At 30.7% G+C, this 19,329-nt stretch carries 20 protein-coding genes; 14 read left to right on the top strand and 6 right to left on the bottom strand.

The window, feature by feature from the left end; translation table 11 throughout:
* Positions 1-43: 43 nt before the first annotated feature.
* Positions 44-1,051 (top strand): recombinase RecA, encoded by a 1,008-nt coding sequence (recA, locus tag D6200_RS10765; protein WP_047788064.1) that lies wholly within the window; start codon positions 44-46, stop codon positions 1,049-1,051.
* Positions 1,052-1,138: 87 nt separating this feature from the next.
* Here recA and dut read toward each other — a convergent pair whose 3' ends face one another.
* The gene (dut, locus tag D6200_RS10760) at positions 1,139-1,570 is read right to left on the bottom strand and encodes a dUTP diphosphatase (protein ID WP_073182361.1); all 432 of its coding nucleotides are present in this window, start codon (positions 1,568-1,570) and stop codon (positions 1,139-1,141) included.
* A gap of 98 nt (positions 1,571-1,668) precedes the next feature.
* Here dut and D6200_RS10755 point away from each other — a divergent pair, with 98 nt between their 5' ends.
* The 3 genes from D6200_RS10755 to D6200_RS10745 all read left to right on the top strand — a co-directional run bounded on the left by D6200_RS10755 (position 1,669) and on the right by D6200_RS10745 (position 4,824).
* Positions 1,669-2,664: an NAD(P)H-dependent glycerol-3-phosphate dehydrogenase gene (locus tag D6200_RS10755; RefSeq protein ID WP_073182362.1), complete on the top strand. Its 996-nt coding sequence runs from the start codon at positions 1,669-1,671 to the stop codon at positions 2,662-2,664.
* Positions 2,665-2,892: 228 nt separating this feature from the next.
* Positions 2,893-3,552: a hypothetical protein gene (locus tag D6200_RS10750; protein WP_047788067.1), complete on the top strand. Its 660-nt coding sequence runs from the start codon at positions 2,893-2,895 to the stop codon at positions 3,550-3,552.
* Positions 3,553-3,555: 3 nt separating this feature from the next.
* Positions 3,556-4,824, top strand: coding sequence for an MFS transporter (locus tag D6200_RS10745; protein ID WP_047788068.1), 1,269 nt, complete (start codon positions 3,556-3,558; stop codon positions 4,822-4,824).
* Positions 4,825-4,903: 79 nt separating this feature from the next.
* Here the strand turns inward: D6200_RS10745 and amaB are convergent, their stop codons facing one another.
* A complete protein-coding gene (gene amaB / locus D6200_RS10740) occupies positions 4,904-6,445 on the bottom strand; it encodes an L-piperidine-6-carboxylate dehydrogenase (RefSeq protein WP_047788069.1) in 1,542 nt (513 codons plus the stop codon).
* 110 nt (positions 6,446-6,555) lie between these two features.
* Between amaB and D6200_RS10735 the strand changes: the two genes are divergently transcribed.
* Positions 6,556-7,608 (top strand): isoaspartyl peptidase/L-asparaginase family protein, encoded by a 1,053-nt coding sequence (locus D6200_RS10735; protein WP_047788070.1) that lies wholly within the window; start codon positions 6,556-6,558, stop codon positions 7,606-7,608.
* On the opposite strand, the gene D6200_RS10730 is transcribed toward D6200_RS10735, so the two are convergent.
* From D6200_RS10730 to D6200_RS10720, 3 genes are read right to left on the bottom strand one after another with little or no spacing between them, the layout of a single operon-like run.
* The gene (locus D6200_RS10730; RefSeq protein WP_073182363.1) at positions 7,605-8,987 is read right to left on the bottom strand and encodes an outer membrane beta-barrel protein; all 1,383 of its coding nucleotides are present in this window, start codon (positions 8,985-8,987) and stop codon (positions 7,605-7,607) included. The two genes, D6200_RS10735 and D6200_RS10730, sit on opposite strands and share 4 nt — an antisense overlap.
* A 3-nt stretch (positions 8,988-8,990) precedes the next feature.
* A complete protein-coding gene (locus D6200_RS10725; RefSeq protein WP_317125563.1) occupies positions 8,991-9,491 on the bottom strand; it encodes an RNA polymerase sigma factor in 501 nt (166 codons plus the stop codon).
* A gap of 43 nt (positions 9,492-9,534) precedes the next feature.
* Positions 9,535-9,939 (bottom strand): hypothetical protein, encoded by a 405-nt coding sequence (locus D6200_RS10720; RefSeq protein ID WP_047788073.1) that lies wholly within the window; start codon positions 9,937-9,939, stop codon positions 9,535-9,537.
* A gap of 104 nt (positions 9,940-10,043) precedes the next feature.
* Between D6200_RS10720 and D6200_RS10715 the strand changes: the two genes are divergently transcribed.
* The 7 genes from D6200_RS10715 (at position 10,044) to D6200_RS10685 (ending at position 16,838) form a co-directional block, all read left to right on the top strand.
* Positions 10,044-11,018: a LuxE/PaaK family acyltransferase gene (locus D6200_RS10715; protein WP_073182365.1), complete on the top strand. Its 975-nt coding sequence runs from the start codon at positions 10,044-10,046 to the stop codon at positions 11,016-11,018.
* A gap of 57 nt (positions 11,019-11,075) precedes the next feature.
* Entirely contained in the window at positions 11,076-12,362 is a 1,287-nt protein-coding gene (locus D6200_RS10710) for a D-arabinono-1,4-lactone oxidase (protein WP_073182366.1), read from the top strand.
* Positions 12,363-12,366: 4 nt separating this feature from the next.
* Positions 12,367-13,545 carry an alanine racemase gene (locus D6200_RS10705; RefSeq protein ID WP_073182367.1) on the top strand — a complete coding sequence of 393 codons (1,179 nt, stop codon included), beginning with the start codon at positions 12,367-12,369 and terminating at the stop codon, positions 13,543-13,545.
* Between the two features lie 56 nt (positions 13,546-13,601).
* On the top strand, positions 13,602-14,057 hold the full coding sequence (locus D6200_RS10700) for a YHS domain-containing (seleno)protein (protein ID WP_073182368.1): 456 nt from the start codon (positions 13,602-13,604) through the stop codon (positions 14,055-14,057).
* 1 nt (position 14,058) lies between these two features.
* The gene (locus D6200_RS10695) at positions 14,059-14,493 is read left to right on the top strand and encodes a YHS domain-containing (seleno)protein (RefSeq protein ID WP_073182369.1); all 435 of its coding nucleotides are present in this window, start codon (positions 14,059-14,061) and stop codon (positions 14,491-14,493) included.
* A gap of 112 nt (positions 14,494-14,605) precedes the next feature.
* Entirely contained in the window at positions 14,606-16,252 is a 1,647-nt protein-coding gene (locus D6200_RS10690; protein WP_073182370.1) for a glycerol-3-phosphate dehydrogenase/oxidase, read from the top strand.
* Between the two features lie 94 nt (positions 16,253-16,346).
* Positions 16,347-16,838, top strand: coding sequence for a hypothetical protein (locus D6200_RS10685; RefSeq protein ID WP_047788080.1), 492 nt, complete (start codon positions 16,347-16,349; stop codon positions 16,836-16,838).
* A 242-nt stretch (positions 16,839-17,080) separates the two neighbouring features.
* Here D6200_RS10685 and D6200_RS10680 read toward each other — a convergent pair whose 3' ends face one another.
* A complete protein-coding gene (locus D6200_RS10680) occupies positions 17,081-17,464 on the bottom strand; it encodes a DUF1573 domain-containing protein (protein WP_073182371.1) in 384 nt (127 codons plus the stop codon).
* Positions 17,465-17,662: 198 nt separating this feature from the next.
* Here D6200_RS10680 and D6200_RS10675 point away from each other — a divergent pair, with 198 nt between their 5' ends.
* Both D6200_RS10675 and D6200_RS10670 read left to right on the top strand, forming a co-directional pair.
* The gene (locus D6200_RS10675; RefSeq protein ID WP_073182730.1) at positions 17,663-18,634 is read left to right on the top strand and encodes a sensor histidine kinase; all 972 of its coding nucleotides are present in this window, start codon (positions 17,663-17,665) and stop codon (positions 18,632-18,634) included.
* A complete protein-coding gene (locus D6200_RS10670) occupies positions 18,631-19,320 on the top strand; it encodes a LytR/AlgR family response regulator transcription factor (protein ID WP_073182372.1) in 690 nt (229 codons plus the stop codon). Before D6200_RS10675 ends, D6200_RS10670 begins: the two co-directional genes overlap by 4 nt.
* Positions 19,321-19,329 lie beyond the last annotated feature (9 nt).

The following is a 19,329-nucleotide window of genomic DNA, read 5'->3' as shown; positions in this document are numbered from 1 at the left end:
ATAACTTAGCCGTTCTTATTACTTAAAATAATTAGCACGATTTATGGCAGCAGATAAAGAAAAAGAAGCGAAATTAAAAGCGCTTCAACTTACACTAGATAAGTTAGATAAAACTTACGGTAAAGGAACCGTAATGAAGTTAGGAGATAGCCAAGTAGAAGATGTAGATGCAATATCGTCAGGTTCTTTAGGATTAGATTTAGCCTTAGGAGTAGGAGGGTATCCTCGTGGAAGAATTATAGAAATTTACGGACCAGAATCATCAGGTAAAACAACTTTAACAATACATGCAATTGCAGAAGCTCAAAAAGCAGGAGGTATTGCTGCTTTTATTGATGCGGAACATGCTTTTGATCGTTTTTATGCTGAAAGTTTAGGTGTAGATGTTGATAATTTAATTATTTCCCAACCAGATCATGGAGAACAAGCATTAGAAATTGCTGATAATTTAATTCGTTCGGGAGCTATTGACATTGTAGTTATTGATTCGGTTGCAGCCTTAACACCAAAATCTGAAATTGAAGGTGAAATGGGTGATTCTAAAATGGGATTACATGCACGTTTAATGTCACAAGCTCTACGTAAATTAACAGGTACAATTAGTAAAACAAACTGTACAGTTATATTTATTAACCAATTACGTGAAAAGATTGGAGTTATGTTTGGTAACCCAGAAACTACAACAGGAGGTAACGCTTTAAAGTTTTATGCATCTGTTCGTTTAGATATTCGTCGTAGAACACAAATTAAAGATGGCGATAAAGTAATTGGTAACAGTACTAAAGTTAAGATTGTAAAGAATAAAGTAGCTCCACCATTCCAACAAGCAGAATTTGATATTATGTATGGTGCAGGAATATCAAAAGTTGGTGAAGTTTTGGATATTGGAGTAGAATACGGAATTATAAAGAAAAGTGGTTCATGGTTTAGTTATGGAGACACTAAATTAGGTCAGGGTAGAGATGCTGTAAAAGGTGTTATTAAAGACAACCCTGAATTAATGGAAGAGTTAGAAAATAAAATAAAAGATGCTATTGAAAATCAAGATTAAGTTTTAAATTTAAAAGTTCTAACTATTACTAAAAAGCTGTTGAAAACTTCAACAGCTTTTTTTCTTTAGAAAGAATAAGATATGTGTTTAAATTCCAGTACTACCAAAACCACCAGTACCACGTTCAGTTCCGTTTAAAACTTCTACTTCTTGCCAGTTTACACGTTCGTGTTTTGTAATAACTAATTGCGCAATTCGCTCACCATCGTTAACTGTAAAATCTTCGTTAGATAAATTTACTAAAATCACCCCAATTTCTCCACGATAATCAGCATCAACTGTACCAGGAGAATTTAATACGGTAATCCCTTTTTTGGCTGCGAGTCCACTACGTGGACGAACTTGAGCTTCATACCCAACAGGAAGCGCAATAAATAAACCTGTTTTAATAATAGCTCTCTCTAAAGGTTTTAAAATAATAGCAGCATCTATATTTGCACGTAAATCCATTCCTGCAGATCCCTCGGTTTCATAAGCTGGTGTTTGATGTTTGGATTTGTTTATGATTTGTACGTTCATATGTTTCATATAGTTTTTAAAATTCAAATATAATAAGCTTTAAGTTTAGAGAGTCGATTATAGATTTCTTAATTTTGTAATACAAACAAATACTACTTATGAACAATCAAACTAAAATAGCCGTTTTAGGAGGTGGAAGTTGGGCAACAGCTATTGTTAAAATGTTATCTGAAAACTTAGAAACTATTGGTTGGTATATGCGCAGCATATATGCTATTGAACATATTAAACGTAACAAACATAATCCTAGTTATTTAAGTTCTGCAGAGTTACATCCTGAACAGTTAGATTTGTCTGAAAATATAAATTACATTGTAGAAAATTATGACGTGTTAATTTTTGCCGTTCCTTCTGCTTTTTTAAACGGAGAATTAGAAAAACTTACTGCTTCTTTAGAGAATAAAGTTATTTTTTCAGCCATTAAAGGAATTGTACCAGAATCAGGATTAATTGTTGGTGAACATTTTCATGAAAAATACAATATACCATATGAAAATATAGGGGTAATATCTGGACCATGTCATGCAGAAGAAGTAGCCATGGAACGCTTATCGTATTTAACACTTGCTTGTCAAGATGAAGAAAAAGCAAAAAAACTTAGTGAAGCTATTGCAGGACGCTATATTAAAACTAAAATTTCTGATGATATTATTGGTACTGAATATGCAGCGATGTTAAAAAATATTTATGCTATAGCTGCAGGAATTGCTCATGGTTTAGGCTATGGAGATAATTTTCAAGCGGTATTAATGAGTAATGGTATTAGAGAAATGAAACGCTTTATTAAAAAGATTCATAAAATGAAGCGCAATATTAACAATTCAGCATACCTAGGTGATTTATTAGTTACTGGATATTCTACATTTAGTAGAAATAGAATGTTTGGAAATATGATAGGAAAAGGCTACACTGTAAAATCTGCAATGTTAGAAATGAGTATGGTTGCTGAAGGATACTATGCAACAAAAAGCGCCTATAAAATTAATCAAAAAAACAAAGCTAAAACTCCAATAATAGACGCTGTTTACAACGTTTTATACGACAAAAAAGAAGCGAAAGATGAGTTTTTAAAGTTAACAAATAGATTAGATTAGTTGTTTGCATTTGTACAAATAATCCTTCTTAATAAAAATTAAGAAGCCCCATCAATCGCTCCTATATTTAGTTGTGTATAGGTCTTGTATACAAGATACAATAGTAACAAATTTAGATTAAAATTCTGATTAACAAAGTTTTTAATTAAAAATATTAGATATTTTAATTATGAAATAATTTTACTATAAGTTTTATTTTTGTTTCTTTGGTTTAAAATTAAACAAAAAATGAAAACAATTCAAGAAGCTGTTGAAATAACTATCAGAAAAACTCCTTTCATAGAGGAGGCTCTTAATGAAAAGTTAATTAATGTGTCATCGTTAGCAAGAGAAATTTTACCTGAAGTTTCTAAACTTTTAAAAAAAGAAGTAAAAGTAGGTGCTGTAATGATGGCTATTAACAGATTATCTCCAGCAAATGAATTGAGAGTTAGAAAAAATATTAAAAGACTTGCTTTAAATTTGGGTGACGTGATTGTCCGTTCTGATTTATGTGATTTTACATTCAAAAATACAACGTCTTTATTAAAAGAAATTGCTAAAATTTTAAGTAAATCAGCAGATAGTAAAGATTATTTCTTAACGGTTTCACAAGGTATTTTTGAAACAAATATTGTAACAAGTAAAAACTTACAACCTTTTGTTGAAGAAATTTTTAAGAAAGAAGCATTAATTAATAATGTAAACGATTTAGCTTCTATAACTATAAAACTACCAAAAGGAAACTTAGATCAATCAGGTATATACTATTTTATTTTAAAACAATTTGCTTGGGCAAATATAGCGGTACAAGAAGTAATTTCTACAACACATGAAATGACTATAGTAGTAAAGGAAAGAGATGTAAATGAAACATTTGCAATTTTAATGGATTTGAAATTAAATTAATTTATGGAAAAAAAAGACCCCTATGCTTCCTTAAGAATTAAAGAATTTAATATTTTTCTTTTAGTACGTTTTGCCTTAGTATTTGCATGGTCTATGCAATTTATTATTATCGAATGGCAGGTTTACAGTATCACTAAAAATCCATTATCATTAGGAATTATTGGACTAATGGAAGTAATTCCTGCAGTATCCATGGCGTTGTTTGCTGGTCATATTGTAGATCAAAAAGAAAAAAGAAATCTACTAGCCTTGTGTATTGGCCTATTTTCACTCATAAGTTTAGGACTATTCTTTTTAACATTGCCTAGTTTCATTGAAGATTGGAATAAAAATACTGTGCTATATGCTATTTATGCTCTGGTCTTTTTTGGTGGATTATTACGTTCTTTTTTCGGACCTACGATTTTTTCATTAATTGCTTTAATTGTACCTAAAAAATTATATCCTAACGCTGCAACATGGAGTAGTTCAACTTGGCAAATAGCTTCAGTATTAGGACCAGCTTTTGCAGGGTTTACTATTTCTTGGATTGGAGTACATTGGTCTTTATGTGTTGTATTTGGTTTAGTTTCAATATCATTTTTTACGGTATTTTTTATCAAAAAGAAACCAATTCTAAATCCAAAAATTGGAGAACCCGTAATGAAAAGTTTAAAAGAAGGAGTACGTTTTGTATATAAAACAAAAGCTATTTTAGGAGCACTTACATTAGATATGATTTCGGTATTATTTGGTGGAGCAGTAGCATTATTACCAGTATATGCTCAAGATATTTTAAAAGTTGGACCAGAAGGGTTTGGTGCATTGCGTGCAGCACCAGCCATAGGAGCCTTTTTAACGATGTTAGTTACTGCATATATACCTATAAGTAGAAATGCAGGAATGAAGCTTTTAACAGCTATATTTGGTTTCGGAATTTGTATTATAGTATTTGGTTTATCAACCGTTTTTTGGATTTCTATTGTAGCCCTATTTTTTAGTGGTGTAACCGATGGTGTTTCTATGGTAATTCGTCAAACCATTTTACAGTTAAAAACACCTGATCATATGCGTGGTAGAGTAGCTTCAGTAAATTCTATGTTTGTAGGTTCTTCTAACGAATTAGGAGCTTTTGAAAGTGGGGTAACAGCAAAGTTAATGGGAACAGTAACAGCAGTGGTTTTTGGTGGTACTATGACTTTAATTACCGTTATTACTACTGGAGTTTTAAATCCAACGCTTAGAAAGTTAGATTTAACTAAAGATTTGGAAGAGCATGAGAAGGAAGAATAATAAGATTAATTATACAGACATAAAAAAGCCCAAAAACTTTGTTTCTGGGCTTTTTTTATGTTTTGAAAATTATATTTTCTTATAAATCAAACTTAATTCCCTGTGCTAAAGGTAATTCATCAGAATAGTTTACTGTGTTTGTTTGACGACGCATGTATACTTTCCAAGCATCAGATCCAGACTCACGTCCACCACCTGTTTCTTTTTCACCTCCGAAAGCACCTCCGATCTCAGCACCAGAAGTTCCTATATTTACATTTGCAATTCCACAATCAGACCCTGCAAATGATAAGAATTTTTCAGCTTCTTTCATTTCACTTGTCATAATTGAAGAAGATAATCCTTGCGCTACTCCATTTTGTAATTCAATAGCGTTTTCAACATCTCCTGAATACTTCATCAAGTATAAAATTGGAGCAAATGTTTCATGTTGAACAATTTCATAATGGTTTTCAGCTTCAATAATTGCTGGTTTAACGTAACAACCGCTTTCATAACCTTCTCCTTCTAAAACGCCTCCTTCAACTAATACCTTACCTCCTTCAGCTTTTGCTTTTTCAATAGCAGCTAAATACGTATTTACAGAGTCTTTATCAATTAATGGTCCAACGTGATTGTTTTCATCTAATGGGTTTCCAATCTTAATTTGACCGTAAGCTCCAACAATCGCATCTCTTACTTTATCATATACAGATTCGTGGATGATTAAACGACGTGTTGATGTACAACGCTGACCACAAGTACCTACAGCACCAAATACAGCTCCAGGAACTACTACTTTTAAATCAGCAGTTGGAGTAATAATAATTGCATTGTTTCCTCCTAATTCTAATAATGATTTACCGAAACGCTCAGCAACTTTAGCACCAACAATACGTCCCATTCTTGTAGAACCAGTAGCTGATACTAAAGGAATACGAGTATCTTCAGTAATGTATTCACCAACCTTGTAATCTCCATTAACAATACAAGAAATTCCTTCTGGTAAATCGTTAGCTTTTAAAACCTCAGCTATAATATTTTGGCAAGCTACTGAACATAAAGGAGCTTTTTCTGAACCTTTCCATACACATACGTTACCACAAATCCAAGCTAATGCTGTATTCCAAGACCAAACAGCCACAGGGAAATTAAATGCTGATATAATACCAACCACTCCTAATGGGTGCCATTGCTCTCTCATTACGTGTCCTGGTCTTTCTGATGGAATTACTTGTCCGTTTAACTGACGAGATAAACCTACAGCAAAATCACAGATATCAATCATTTCTTGAACCTCACCTAAACCTTCTTGGTAAGATTTTCCCATTTCGTAAGAAACTAACTTACCTAATGGTTCTTTTAATTCTCTTAACTTGTTTCCAAATTGACGAACAATTTCTCCACGTTGAGGTGCAGGCATTGCTCTCCACTCTTTAAAAGCAGTTGTAGCTACATCCATCACCTTATTATAATCTTCACGAGTACTTGCTACTACTTTACCAATTAACTTACCATCAACAGGTGAATAACTTTCAATAACTTCTCCATTTGCAAAGTTTACTGAACCTGTAGAAGTTCCGTTGTTTATATCTTTTAAGCCTAATTGAGCTAAAGCTTCTTTAATACCAAAATCTGCCATGTTTTATATTGTAATTTTAGTTTTTATATTTAAAACTCAAAACTACGAATAATTTTACAATTAATAAATTAAACAAAAACAACTTAGTTTGTTTAAAAATTAACAAAATAATGAAAAATATTTACAACTACCTTGCTTTAATTTTGTTACTATTTTCTTGCAATCAATCTAAAGTAACTTCCAAAGAGCTAAATAATACTCCTACTAATGAGTTCGCTATTATTATTCATGGGGGTGCTGGTACCATTTTAAAAGAGAATATGACTCCCGAAAAAGAAACTGCTTATAAAACTAAGCTAAAGGAAGCTATAAAAACAGGATATGAGATATTAAAGAATGGAGGATCTAGTAACGATGCTGTTGTAAAAACTATTCAGGTTATGGAAGAATCTCCTCTTTTCAATGCTGGAAAAGGAGCTGTATTTACACATGAAGAAACTAATGAATTAGATGCTTCTTTTATGGATGGAAAAACATTGAATGCAGGTGCTGTAGCTGGGGTAAAAGATATAAAAAGCCCTATTGAAGCTGCTAGAACGGTGATGACAAACTCTGATCATGTGCTGCTTTCTGGAAGTGGAGCTTCCAAATTTGCTAAAGAACAAGGGTTGAAAATTGTAGACCCGAGTTATTTTTATACTGAAAATCGCTTTAAATCTTTACAACGAATTAAAGACAAAGAAAAAACGGAGTTAGATCATGATGATAAAGAAGCTGCTTTTTATGATATTGACATTAAAAATAGTAAATTCGGTACAGTAGGTTGCGTTGCTCTGGATAAAAAAGGAAACATTTCTGCAGGAACTTCTACTGGAGGTATGACTAACAAACGTTGGGGACGAATTGGAGATTCTCCTATTATTGGTTCAGGTACTTATGCAAATAATAAAACCTGTGGTGTTTCTTCAACTGGTTGGGGTGAATACTTTATAAGATCTCAAGTAGCGTATGATATTTCTGCTCAAATGGAATATCAACAAAAATCATTAAAAGAAGCTACCAAAGATGTGATTCAAAATAAATTAACCAAGCTTGGTGGAACTGGTGGTGTTGTTGCACTTGATAAAAATGGAAATATGTCTTTTGAGTTTAATACTGCAGGAATGTACAGAGCTTCAATGGATGATAAAGGTAATTTAGTAATTAAAATTTACAACGATTAAAACTGATAATTTAAACCTGTATAAATACCAATAAAGTATGGCTGAAACCCATTTGAATCGTTTTTAAATGTATTTAACTGGGTTTTTAGCATTGGATTAATATTTAGAGACCATTTTTTACTGAACTTATAACTAAAATCTACCCCTAAATTTCCACTAAAGTTAACGCTATTTAAGTTGTTTGCTTCTCCTGATGTTGAAAAATCTGTAGTTTTTAAGTTTACATCATTCTTATTTAAAAACAAAGAACTAAAACCCATAACTAATTGTGTTTTTAGCTTTTTTCCTTCTAATACACTATACTTAACTTCTACTGGAACTTCAATATATCCATAACTTTGATTCAACTTACCATCTAGACTACCTGAGCTAATGGATACTGAATTTGTACTAAAATTTATTTGAGAAGTATCATTTAACTCATAACTTTCTCCTGAACTAAAAGCTACACTTGCACTACTTGAATTTGCAGGATTAACAGCTACGTTGGTATTAGAATACTCCATTTCTTGGAGGTGTACTCCTGACTGAATAGACCATTTTTTACTTAATTGATAAGCAATTTGAACACCATAAGAATAACTTGTACTTCCTTTTGTAGAGTTTGATAAACTTGCATCTATTGGAGATGATTTAGAAAAAGAATTTGAGTTTAATACTGCTACTGTTGGAGAAACGGTCCAAAGTTTCTTTATCTTATCCTCTTCTTTTTTATCCTTTTCAGCATTTACAACCGCTAAAAAATCTTTTTTTGGTTTTATAATCTTACGAATTGTATCATTGTTTTTTTTGAAAAAACTTATTTCTTCTTTTTTAAGAACTGGCAAGCTATTTTCAAGCTTGCCAGCAGAATTTTCTTCTTTCACAACATCATTTTTAGCCAGTAAAGCCCCTTCAACTACTCTACTTGACACGTTATTGCTATCTTTTTCTTGCAATTCTTTTTTACTAACCTTCACAACATGATTAGCGGTTAAAACTTCGTTTTTACGATGTTTTTCTTTCAAATTATTTTTCTTTTTCGTTACTTCTTTTACAACAAGTATTTCCCTTATATTTTCTTTTGTTGGTTTTATTAATAAATTATCTTTTAATTCTTCATTTTTATTTTCTTGCTCTTTAGTTGCTGGTTTTGGTGATTCAACTATAATTACATCTGTATCATCTATATTTCCCTTTTCATAAGTAAATGGATAAAACAAAAAACCTAAAACAAGCATAGCTGCAACCCCTCCAGAAAACCACCAAATAGGAAAAACACGCTGTTTTTTCTTTTTTTGGAGCTTTTCTTCAATAGCATTCCATACATTTTCATTTGGAGTTACCTCCAAATCTTTAAGTTTTTCTTGAAATAGTCTATCGATATTTTTTTCTTCCATCAGTTATGCTTTTGCCTCTTTTGCTTGATACAATTCCATTTCTTTTTTCAATATCTGTCTTGCTCGTGATAAGTTTGATTTTGATGTTCCTACAGAAATATTTAATAATTCTGCTATTTCTTTATGTGAATAATTATCTAATACATACAAGTTAAAAACTAAGCGATACCTATCTGGTAAACTTTGAATGAGCTCTAATAAAACATCAATATTCACATTTTCAGTTTCAAGCTCTATTTCTTCTACTATTTCCTCATCAGGAGCTTCTGAAACTAACTGTAAAGGTGATTTTTCTCTATACTTTTGTAATGCTGTATTTATAGTTATTCTCTTCATCCATCCTTCAAAAGAACCTTTATGCTGATATTGAGGCATCTTTTTAAAAATAGTTAAAAAACTATCTTGTAATGTATCTTCTGCATCTTGATAATTACGTGAATACTTTAAACACAGCGCAAAAAGTTTACCAGAAAACAACTGGTAAACTTGCGCTTGCGCTGTGATATTTTGATGACAGCATCCTTGTATGAGTTTTTCTAAATTGATGTTACAAATTTACTGGAATTACCACTTCTTCGTATACATCTTCTCCTTCATCATTTTTACCTTTCCAAAACTTAAAAACATAATCTTCTTCTTGTGTTGCCTCAACAGGAAAAGCATATTCTTCTTGTCTTACATCTTGAGTGCAAGCAACATCAAGAGCTACTATTGCTGTACCAGCTACAATTCTAGTTGTATCTACTTTTTGATAATACAATCCATTAAAAGAGTAACAACTATTGGGTAGTGTATACTTTATCTTAATTGTATCAACTTCTCCGAATGTAAAACTTTCAGGAGTTGTAGCACTATCAACCTTTAAAAACTCATATCTAACATTAGGGCTGTCATCATCTAAACAAGAATAAAACGTAAATACACTTAAAAAAAGGATTAAAATTTTTTTCATGACATATATAATTAGGGTTATTATTTTAACTTTCCATGGTTTATGTAGTAGATGAAAAAAAATTAAAAAGGTTGCGTCGAATACTCTTACTTTTGTAAAAGTTTATGAAGAACACCATTTTTAACATACAGTCTACAGAAGATTTTAATAAAACTGCACTACAAGTTTTTAAACATCAGTTTACAAATAATAAAGTGTATCGTTCTTTTTGTGATTTGATATACGTTCATCCTTCTGATGTACATACTATTGAACAAATTCCGTTTTTACCTATTCAGTTTTTTAAAACTCGAGAAGTACTTTCGTCTACAAATGAAATTCAAGAAACCTTTACAAGTTCTGGTACTACAGGAAGTACAACCAGTAAGCATTTAGTTACCGATTTATCTTGGTACGAAACCAGCTATTTAAAAGGTTTTGAACATTTTTACGGTAATATTGAAGACTATGTTGTACTAGCTTTGTTACCCAATTATTTAGAACGTAAAGGATCTTCTTTGATTTATATGGTTGAAGACTTAATTAAACGTTCTCAACATCCTGAAAGTGGATTTTACCTCAACAATTTAGATGAACTTGCTCAAAAGCTTACAAATTTAGATTCACAAGGAAAAAAAGTATTACTTATAGGCGTTTCTTTTGCTTTATTAGATTTGGTAGAACAATATGAATTCAATCTTTCTAATACCATTATTATGGAAACTGGTGGAATGAAAGGAAGAAGAAAAGAACTTATTCGTAACGAATTACATGCGATTTTAAGCAATGGTTTTGGAGTAAATGAAATTCATTCTGAATATGGAATGACAGAATTATTAAGTCAAGGATATTCAAAAGGAAATGGTGTTTTTAACTGTCCGCCTTGGATGCAAGTCTTAACTCGTGATACTGAAGATGCTTTGACTATTTTACCTAAAGGAAAATCAGGTGGAATTAATGTAATTGATTTAGCAAACTACAATTCTTGTTCTTTTATTGCGACACAAGATTTAGGAAAAGTATACCAAGACAATAGTTTTGAAATTATAGGACGTTTTGATAACTCTGATATACGCGGTTGTAATTTAATGGTTTTATAATTCTTTTTATTTTTTACTATCTTCCCAGTCAATTAACCTCTATTATTTCAATGTTTTATGAAAAACTGGGCAGAAAATGTACAGTGGAATCCATCCGCAGTTGCATTTCCTCATTCGGAAAATGAAATTCAACAACTTGTTTTAAAAGCTATACGATTTAATCAAAAAATTAGAGTCATTGGTTCTGGTCACTCTTTTACTTCTTTATGTAGTACTGACGAAATATTGGTAACTCTAGATAACTTTCAAGGGCTCATTTCAATTGATAAAGAAAAAAATCAAGCTACTGTAAAAGCAGGAACGAAACTTTCTTTGTTAGGAGAACTTCTTTTTAAAGAAGGATTAGCCATGGAAAACATGGGAGACATCAACGTTCAGTCAATTGCAGGCGCCATAAGTACAGGTACACATGGAACAGGTGTTGGTCTAAAATCTATCAGCAACCAAGTCGTTGGATTAAAATTTGTGAATGGAAAAGGTGAAATCATTGAGTGTTCTACCGAAAAAAATATTGAGTTATTCAAAGCTGCTCAAGTATCATTAGGTTGTTTAGGTATTATCACTGAAGTTACTTTACGATGTATTCCTGCTTATAAACTAAAACTTCAAAACAAAAAAGAGAAATTAAGCGATGTGTTGGCTACTCTGGATCAAAGAAATTCTCAAAACCGTAATTTTGAGTTTTACTGGATTCCATACACAAACACAGCATGGACAAAAACTTCAAATATTGTTGAATATTCTGAGCCTGATAAAGTAAACTTTTTTAATTATTGGACAGAATATGTACTCGAAAACTATGTTTTTAAGTTGATGTGCGAGTTTGCAAAAGTTTTTCCTTCACAAAACAAAACAGTTGCTAACATTACAGCTGCTAGTATAAGTAACGTAAAAAAAGTATATCACAGTCATAAAGTATATGCAACACAGCGAATGGTAAAGTTTCATGAAATGGAGTATAATATTCCTGCAGAAGCCTATCAAGATGTATTTAAGGATGTGCAAAAAATTGTCAACTCAAAAAAGTTCAATATTCATTTTCCTATTGAAAATCGCTGGGTAAAAGGAGATGATGTTTTTATGAGCCCTGCCTACGGAAGGGATTCGGCATATATTGCTTGTCACGTATACAACAAAAAAGAAAGTCATACCTATTTTAATGCTCTCGAAGAAGTTTTTAAAGTCTATAACGGAAGGCCTCATTGGGGTAAAATGAATACATTTACTTCGGATGATATTGCTAGAATGTACCCTAAATTCATCAACTTTATGACTTTCAGAAAAGAACATGATCCAGAAAATATATTTGTGAATCCGTATCTTCAAAAACTATTAGGTATTTAATATTATGGATGCTTATTTTAAAATCTTAAATAAAGAACTTAAAAACTACCAACGGGCCATTCCTTGTTTGTTAGTAGATTTAGATATTCTAGATGAAAATATAGCAGAAGCACTTTCTAATTTTAGAAAAGATGCATCACTCAGAGTTGTGATAAAATCATTGCCTTCGGTCCAATTAATTGAATATATATTAGAAAAAACACATTCAAGCAAGTTGATGGTTTTTCATCAACCTTTTTTAACTGATTTAGTTGCTCGATTGGGGGACAAAGCTGATATTTTATTGGGTAAACCCATGCCAATAAAAACTGCGGAATATTTTTACAACAACTTACCTCAAGAGTACAACGGATTTAACCCATTTACTCAAATTCAATGGTTAGTTGATACCAAAAAAAGAATTGAAGAATACATCAATTTAGCCAAACAACTCAATCAAAAATTACGATTGAATATTGAAATTGATGTGGGTTTACACCGCGGTGGGTTTTCTTCTTTAAAAAGTTTAACAAAAGTACTATCACTTATTGAAAACAATCAAAATTTTGTTGAATTTTCTGGGTTTATGGGTTATGATCCACATGTAGTAAAACTTCCAAAGATTATTCGTTCTCAAAAGAAAGCACTACGATTAGCGAATCAATATTATGAAGACTGTAAAACCTTAGTTAAAAATGATTTTCCAGAGCTATGGAATGAAAATTTAACCTTTAACGGAGCCGGAAGCCCTACTTTAAACTTACACACAACTCCTTCCTCTCCCATTAACGATATTGCCATCGGTTCATGCTTTGTAAAACCTACAACATTCGATATTTCTTCATTAAGAAGTTATAAACCAGCAGCTTTTATAGCAACACCTGTTTTAAAATTTTTTTCTAATACAACACTTCCTGGTTTAGAAAAACTAAGACCCTTTTTTACTAAAAAATCTGCTTTTATCTATGGTGGTTTTTGGAAAGCAGATTATTACTACCCTAAAGGGGTAAAACAAAATAATTTGTTTGGAGCATCTACCAATCAAACTATGATTAATATTCCTAAAAATGCATCTTTACAAGTAGATGATTTTGTCTTTTTAAGACCACACCAAAGTGAGTTTGTTTTTTTACAATTTGGAGAAATTTTGCCTATTAAAAACGGTAAAATTCAACAGCCTTGGCAATTATTAAATAATTCTTAATTATTCAATTGTAATGTTTTTTGTTTTTCATCGACTACTCATAAAATCTACAAACAATGAAAAACTTTATTACACTACTTTTAGTAGTAGTCTCTACTGCATTATACGCTCAAAAAACTGACTACAATACAAAAAAAGGTTATGTAGCCGAAGGTTACGATGTTGTTTCTTACTTTACAAATAGTGAACCTGTTGAAGGAATAAAGAAGTTTCAAACAACTTATGATGGAGCTAAATTCAAGTTTTCTTCAAAAGAAAATTTATCCCTTTTCAAAGAAAATCCAATAAAATACATTCCTCAATATGGTGGATATTGTGCATATGCTGTAGCTGCTAAGAAAACTAAAATGTATATTGATGCAGAAGCTTATGAAATTAGAGATGGTAAATTATATCTTTTTTATAGTTCTTGGCTTTCTAGCAAACTTGATGATTGGAAAAATGGTGATACTAAAAAGTTACAAAATCAGGGAGATATAAACTGGGAAGAACTAAAACATAAAAAAAAATAAAATGAAACATATATTTATCTTCTTTCTATTTTTTTCAAGTATTGTCTTCTCACAAGAATACAATACCAAAAACGGAGTTATTGCTAAAGGTTACGATGTAGTAAGTTATTTTCATAATAAAGCCGAAAAAGGAAATAAAAAAATTACAACTAAATATAATAACGTTTCCTTTCGTTTTTCGTCAAAAGAAAATTTAGCTACTTTCCTTAAAAATCCTCAAAAATACAATCCACAATATGGAGGGTACTGCGCCTATGCCATTGGAAAAACTGGTGAAAAGGTGGATATTGATCCGAAAACTTTTGAAATACGAGATGGTAAACTGTATTTATTTTATAACTCTTGGGGAACCAATACTTTAAAAATGTGGTTAAAAGAAAATCCAGAAGAGCTCAAAAAACAAGCAGATACTAATTGGAAAAAATTGAATCGTTAGTTTTAGATTTAATAGTTGTGGGGGCGACTTCTAAAAGGGCTGATAATTTCAGCTCTTTTTTTATGTCTATCGTTTCTTTTTATTCTTATTTTTGGTTGATAAAAACAGCTCTATGAATAATTTCTCTTCTTTCAATAGAAAAAACATTCAACAAGAATTACAAACTACCGAATTTGATATTCTAGTAATTGGTGGTGGTATTACTGGTGCTGGTATTGCTTTAGATGCTGCCTCACGTGGAATGAAAGTCGCTTTAATAGAAAAAAATGACTTTGCTTCGGGAACCTCTAGTAAATCTACCAAACTAATTCATGGAGGTTTACGCTACTTAAAACAATTTGATTTTTGGTTGGTAAAAGAAGTGGGTACTGAGCGTGCTATTGTTCATAAACTAGCGCCACATTTGGTAATTCCTGAAAAAATGATTTTACCATTAATTGATGGCGGAACTTACGGTTCATGGCTAACATCTATCGGATTAAAAGTATACGATGTGTTAGCTTCTGTTGAAGGAGATGATAAACGTAAAATGCTTGATAAAAAAGAAGCGTTAGAAAAAGAACCTTTATTACCTAAAAGTATTTTAAATGGCGCTGGTTTTTATGCAGAATATCGTACTGATGATGCTCGTTTAACTATAGAAGTTTTAAAAACAGCAAGTCAATACGACGCACAAATATTAAACTACACGCGTGCAGACGAATTTATTTACGAAAATAAGCGTGTGGTAGGTGCTAAAGTAACGGATGCTTTTACTGAAGAAAGTTATGATATTAGAGCTAAATATGTAGTAAACGCAGCTGGACCATGGGTAGATGAATTACGCCAAATTAACAATTCTAAAATTGGAAAACGTTTGCATTTAACCAAAGGAGTTCACTTAGTTGTTCCGCATGAAAAGTTGCCTGTAAAACAATCTGTGTATTTCGATATTCCAGACGGTCGTATGATGTTTGCTATTCCTCGTGGAAAAGTAACCTATTTTGGAACTACCGATACCAATTATCAAGAAGATAAAGACACCGTTGAAACCTCAATGGTGGATGCTTTGTATTTAATTGAAGCAGTAAATAACATGTTTCCTGATATTCAATTAACCATAGATGATATTCAATCATCATGGGCAGGATTACGCCCGTTAATTCACGAAGAAGGAAAATCGGCTTCAGAATTATCTAGAAAAGATGAAATTTTTGTTTCTGATACCAAGTTAATTTCAATTGCTGGAGGAAAATTAACAGGTTATAGAAAAATGGCAGAACGGATTGTGGATATTGTTGCGAAAAAAATGAAACGTCGTTTTGAAGTTGAATTTGATCCAATTCAAACTGAAGAAATTGTTTTATCAGGAGGGCCTTTTCAAAATTATAAATCAGTAAAACTATACATTAATCAAATTTATAAACAACTAAAATTACATGGTTTTACTGAAAAAGATGCCAGTTATTTAGTATATAACTATGGTAAACAAACCGAACTTATTTTAGATAAGTTTGATGAGCTTAATGAAGAAAATATACAAGAGCGCTTATTAAAAGCTGAAATATGGTTTGTAATAAAGCATGAAATGACCTGTACTCCTACCGACTTCTTTATGAGAAGAACTGGTCGTTTATTTTTTGATAAACCTAGTGTTGATCTTTATAAAAACTTTGTTATTCAAGAATTTACAAGCCGCTTTAATTGGGATGAAAATACAACTTTAAAACATCAACAAGAATTGGATAAAAAAATAGCTTTAACCTTAAAATTTAACTAGTTTCTTACATAGAAAATTAATCGAGTATTATATCTTTGGCGACTGCAAAAACCTCGTTCTTCGAAAGGGTTTATACAATTAATTTTTAAGTAATATGAAACAACTAATACTAGTATTTTTTCTATTAACCGCGTTTATAGCAAAAAGTCAAACTAATATTATTTCGAACTCTGATTTTGATAATATTAAAATAAATAATATTGCCTTAACTGATATAAAAAAAACTTTAGGTAAACAAGCTAAAGTAGAGTCTTTATTAGGTGCAACTGTTTCTTTTGAAGATAATGGTTTTTATTACTATTTTAAGTTTAATGGTTTAAAACTAGATTTTTCTACTTCTGGAAGAAAACCATATATCGAGTCTTTAGATGTTTTAAGTAATGAAGCTACTTTTACTATTAAAGGAATAACAATTACTGTTGGAGATCCAATAAGTAAGTTAGGAGAAGTTGCTTTAACAACTGGTAGAAATGGCTCTAAGAGTATTTTATATGCTGAATGTGATAGTTGTGATGTTTTTATTAATATTAATTTTGATCAAACTACTAAAAAAATTACAAAAATCAATTATTTTGATATGTCATAATTGATTTTTAAAAATCATAGGTTCTAAAAAACCGAGGCTAATGCTTCGGTTTTTTTATACCTTCTTTTATACTTAATATTTACACACTTATGCCTTTTTTAAATTTAAAGAAATGAAAAGCATATACATTTGTCTCCGATGATTACAATATGGTAATCCGGGGGGGCTATCTATTACTAAATCAATCATATCTCCAATTAGAGATAAAAAGCCTGAGCTTATAAACTCAGGCTTTTAAATTATTAAACTCTATCTTTTTCTTTCTCTTTTTCAACATGCCCTTTTATTTTTAACATTTTTCTAGATGCTTTAGCATTCGATATAATCGTAATGGCTTTTGAAAACCCTCCTACTCTTCTTGTATCATATGATACTTCTATTTGCCCTTTTTCACCTGGCATAATTGGTTTTTCTGGTTTTTTAGGAACTGTACACCCACAAGTGGATTTAATATCTTTTATAATCAACGGTTCAGTACCAATATTTATAAACTCAAACACACGAACCCCATCAGCGCCTTGTTTAATTTTTCCGTAATCGATTGATGCTGTTTCAAATTGAAACTCTTGAGCGTTTGCCATAATTGCCATTAATCCTACAATTACACATAATACAGTATTTCTCATTTTTAATATTTTTTAGTTAGTAATAAATATTTTATTTCTTCGAATTTATCTTAATATATCCCCATAAAAAAACTAATCGTATACACTACTTTAAAACATGTACAAACAACTTATAACATGTTATTGATACAAAGAAAAATGTCGTTGGTACTTTCTGCTTTGATTACAGCTTATATTTTGTTTACTTTGAAATACACAATGAACCTTTTAAAAAAACATAGCGCTGAAATTTTAATCCACTTACTTTTTTGGGCTTTATTTATCTTTATCTCACTTTTTGTATTTACCCAATATTATTGGGCAGAAAACCCTTTTTTACAGTACTTTTTTATTCTTATCATTATCGTATATACTAACAATCAACTATTGTTACCGCTATTCGTTAAAAAGAAATGGTATGTGTTATACGGAATTGCTTTTGTTCTTATTTCTGTTTTAGCAACTCAACTATACTGTAATGTTTTTGCACGTTGTGGATGTTCCATTATGAAGTGCTTAAGCGATTATTTATGGCAAACTCTAGTCCCTCTATTATTTTTCTCTTTTATATGGATGTTGTTTAAGTTTTTAGACGGACAAGAAAAATTAGCACAAACAACCCAAGAACGAACAGAAATGGAGTTGAAGTTTTTAAAATCACAAATAAATCCGCATGTGCTCTTAAATAATTTAAACACGATTTACGCGTATTCTATTGACAAACCTAATCAAACCCCCGATTTAATCTTAAAACTCTCAGAAAACCTTAAACATGTCTTATATGAGACAAATTCAGAAAAGGTTTCTCTTGAAAAAGAACTGCTTTTCATACAAAACTATATTGATTTTCAAAAAATTCGAACTGAAGGAGTGAAAGAAATTAATTATCATTATAAAACCGATAGTAATCAATACCAAATTGCTCCACTCCTTTTAATTACCATTATTGAAAATGCTTTTAAACATAGTATTGCTCATAGTAAGATTGGTATTTCTATCAACGTTACTAACTATCAATTACATTTAATAAGTAGTAATCAATTCAATATAAACACAAATAAAAATACCAAAGCCATTGGCTTAGAAAACTTAAAAAAGAGATTGCTGTTAATTTATCCAGATAACCATTCTCTTTACATTCATCAAAAAGGAGATGTTTTTACTGTAGAACTGAAAATAGATCAATTATGAAATGTATAATTATTGAAGATGAGTTGCCTGCGCAAGCTATTTTGAAAAAGTATATCGGTAAAATTCCAGATACTGAAATTGTACATGCTTTTCAAACAGCAATAGAAGCTAATGAGTTTTTAAAAGATAATACTGTTGATGTTATTTTTCTAGATATTAATTTACCTGATATTTCTGGATTAGACTTTATAAAAACAGTTAAAAACCCTCCTAAAATAGTTATTACGACGGCTTACCCTGATTATGCAGTGAGTAGTTTTGAGTTAGAAACAATTGTTGATTATTTGGTAAAACCCTTTTCTTTTGATCGCTTTTTAAAAGCAATTAGTAAAGTAGAAAGTCAATTATTAAAATCAAAAACTTCAGAAAAAGAAGCTACTTATTTGAATATAGATAAAATTATACATAAAGTATATCTAGCCGATATTTTATACTTAGAATCTGATCGAAACTATGTGCATTTTATCACCTCATCAAAAAAATTGACGATTATAGATTCATTAAAAAACTGGAAGGAAACTCTAAATTCAAACAAATTTGTACAAATACACAAATCATATATTGTAAATTTAGAAAAGATTGAAAAATATACAGGAACTTTTCTTTATATAGAAAACATCAAAATTCCTATTGGTAGAACTTATAAAAATAACCTATTGACTCTTTTAAAAATTAAGAATCAATAGGTTATTGGG

It is taken from the genome of Tenacibaculum mesophilum, from assembly GCF_003867075.1.
Taxonomy (GTDB): domain Bacteria; phylum Bacteroidota; class Bacteroidia; order Flavobacteriales; family Flavobacteriaceae; genus Polaribacter; species Polaribacter mesophilus.
This window is presented reverse-complemented; position numbering and strand designations above follow the sequence as displayed.

Coding starts and splice junctions, on each gene's coding strand:
- amaB (WP_047788069.1), bottom strand. CDS start 6,445: ATGGCAGATTTTGGTATTAAAGAAGCTTTAGCTCAATTAGGCTTAAAA.
- recA (WP_047788064.1), top strand. CDS start 44: ATGGCAGCAGATAAAGAAAAAGAAGCGAAATTAAAAGCGCTTCAACTT.
- D6200_RS10710 (WP_073182366.1), top strand. CDS start 11,076: ATGAAAAACTGGGCAGAAAATGTACAGTGGAATCCATCCGCAGTTGCA.
- dut (WP_073182361.1), bottom strand. CDS start 1,570: ATGAACGTACAAATCATAAACAAATCCAAACATCAAACACCAGCTTAT.
- D6200_RS10705 (WP_073182367.1), top strand. CDS start 12,367: ATGGATGCTTATTTTAAAATCTTAAATAAAGAACTTAAAAACTACCAA.
- D6200_RS10755 (WP_073182362.1), top strand. CDS start 1,669: ATGAACAATCAAACTAAAATAGCCGTTTTAGGAGGTGGAAGTTGGGCA.
- D6200_RS10700 (WP_073182368.1), top strand. CDS start 13,602: ATGAAAAACTTTATTACACTACTTTTAGTAGTAGTCTCTACTGCATTA.
- D6200_RS10690 (WP_073182370.1), top strand. CDS start 14,606: ATGAATAATTTCTCTTCTTTCAATAGAAAAAACATTCAACAAGAATTA.
- D6200_RS10745 (WP_047788068.1), top strand. CDS start 3,556: ATGGAAAAAAAAGACCCCTATGCTTCCTTAAGAATTAAAGAATTTAAT.
- D6200_RS10735 (WP_047788070.1), top strand. CDS start 6,556: ATGAAAAATATTTACAACTACCTTGCTTTAATTTTGTTACTATTTTCT.
- D6200_RS10675 (WP_073182730.1), top strand. CDS start 17,663: ATGAACCTTTTAAAAAAACATAGCGCTGAAATTTTAATCCACTTACTT.
- D6200_RS10685 (WP_047788080.1), top strand. CDS start 16,347: ATGAAACAACTAATACTAGTATTTTTTCTATTAACCGCGTTTATAGCA.
- D6200_RS10670 (WP_073182372.1), top strand. CDS start 18,631: ATGAAATGTATAATTATTGAAGATGAGTTGCCTGCGCAAGCTATTTTG.
- D6200_RS10715 (WP_073182365.1), top strand. CDS start 10,044: ATGAAGAACACCATTTTTAACATACAGTCTACAGAAGATTTTAATAAA.
- D6200_RS10730 (WP_073182363.1), bottom strand. CDS start 8,987: ATGGAAGAAAAAAATATCGATAGACTATTTCAAGAAAAACTTAAAGAT.
- D6200_RS10720 (WP_047788073.1), bottom strand. CDS start 9,939: ATGAAAAAAATTTTAATCCTTTTTTTAAGTGTATTTACGTTTTATTCT.
- D6200_RS10680 (WP_073182371.1), bottom strand. CDS start 17,464: ATGAGAAATACTGTATTATGTGTAATTGTAGGATTAATGGCAATTATG.
- D6200_RS10750 (WP_047788067.1), top strand. CDS start 2,893: ATGAAAACAATTCAAGAAGCTGTTGAAATAACTATCAGAAAAACTCCT.
- D6200_RS10695 (WP_073182369.1), top strand. CDS start 14,059: ATGAAACATATATTTATCTTCTTTCTATTTTTTTCAAGTATTGTCTTC.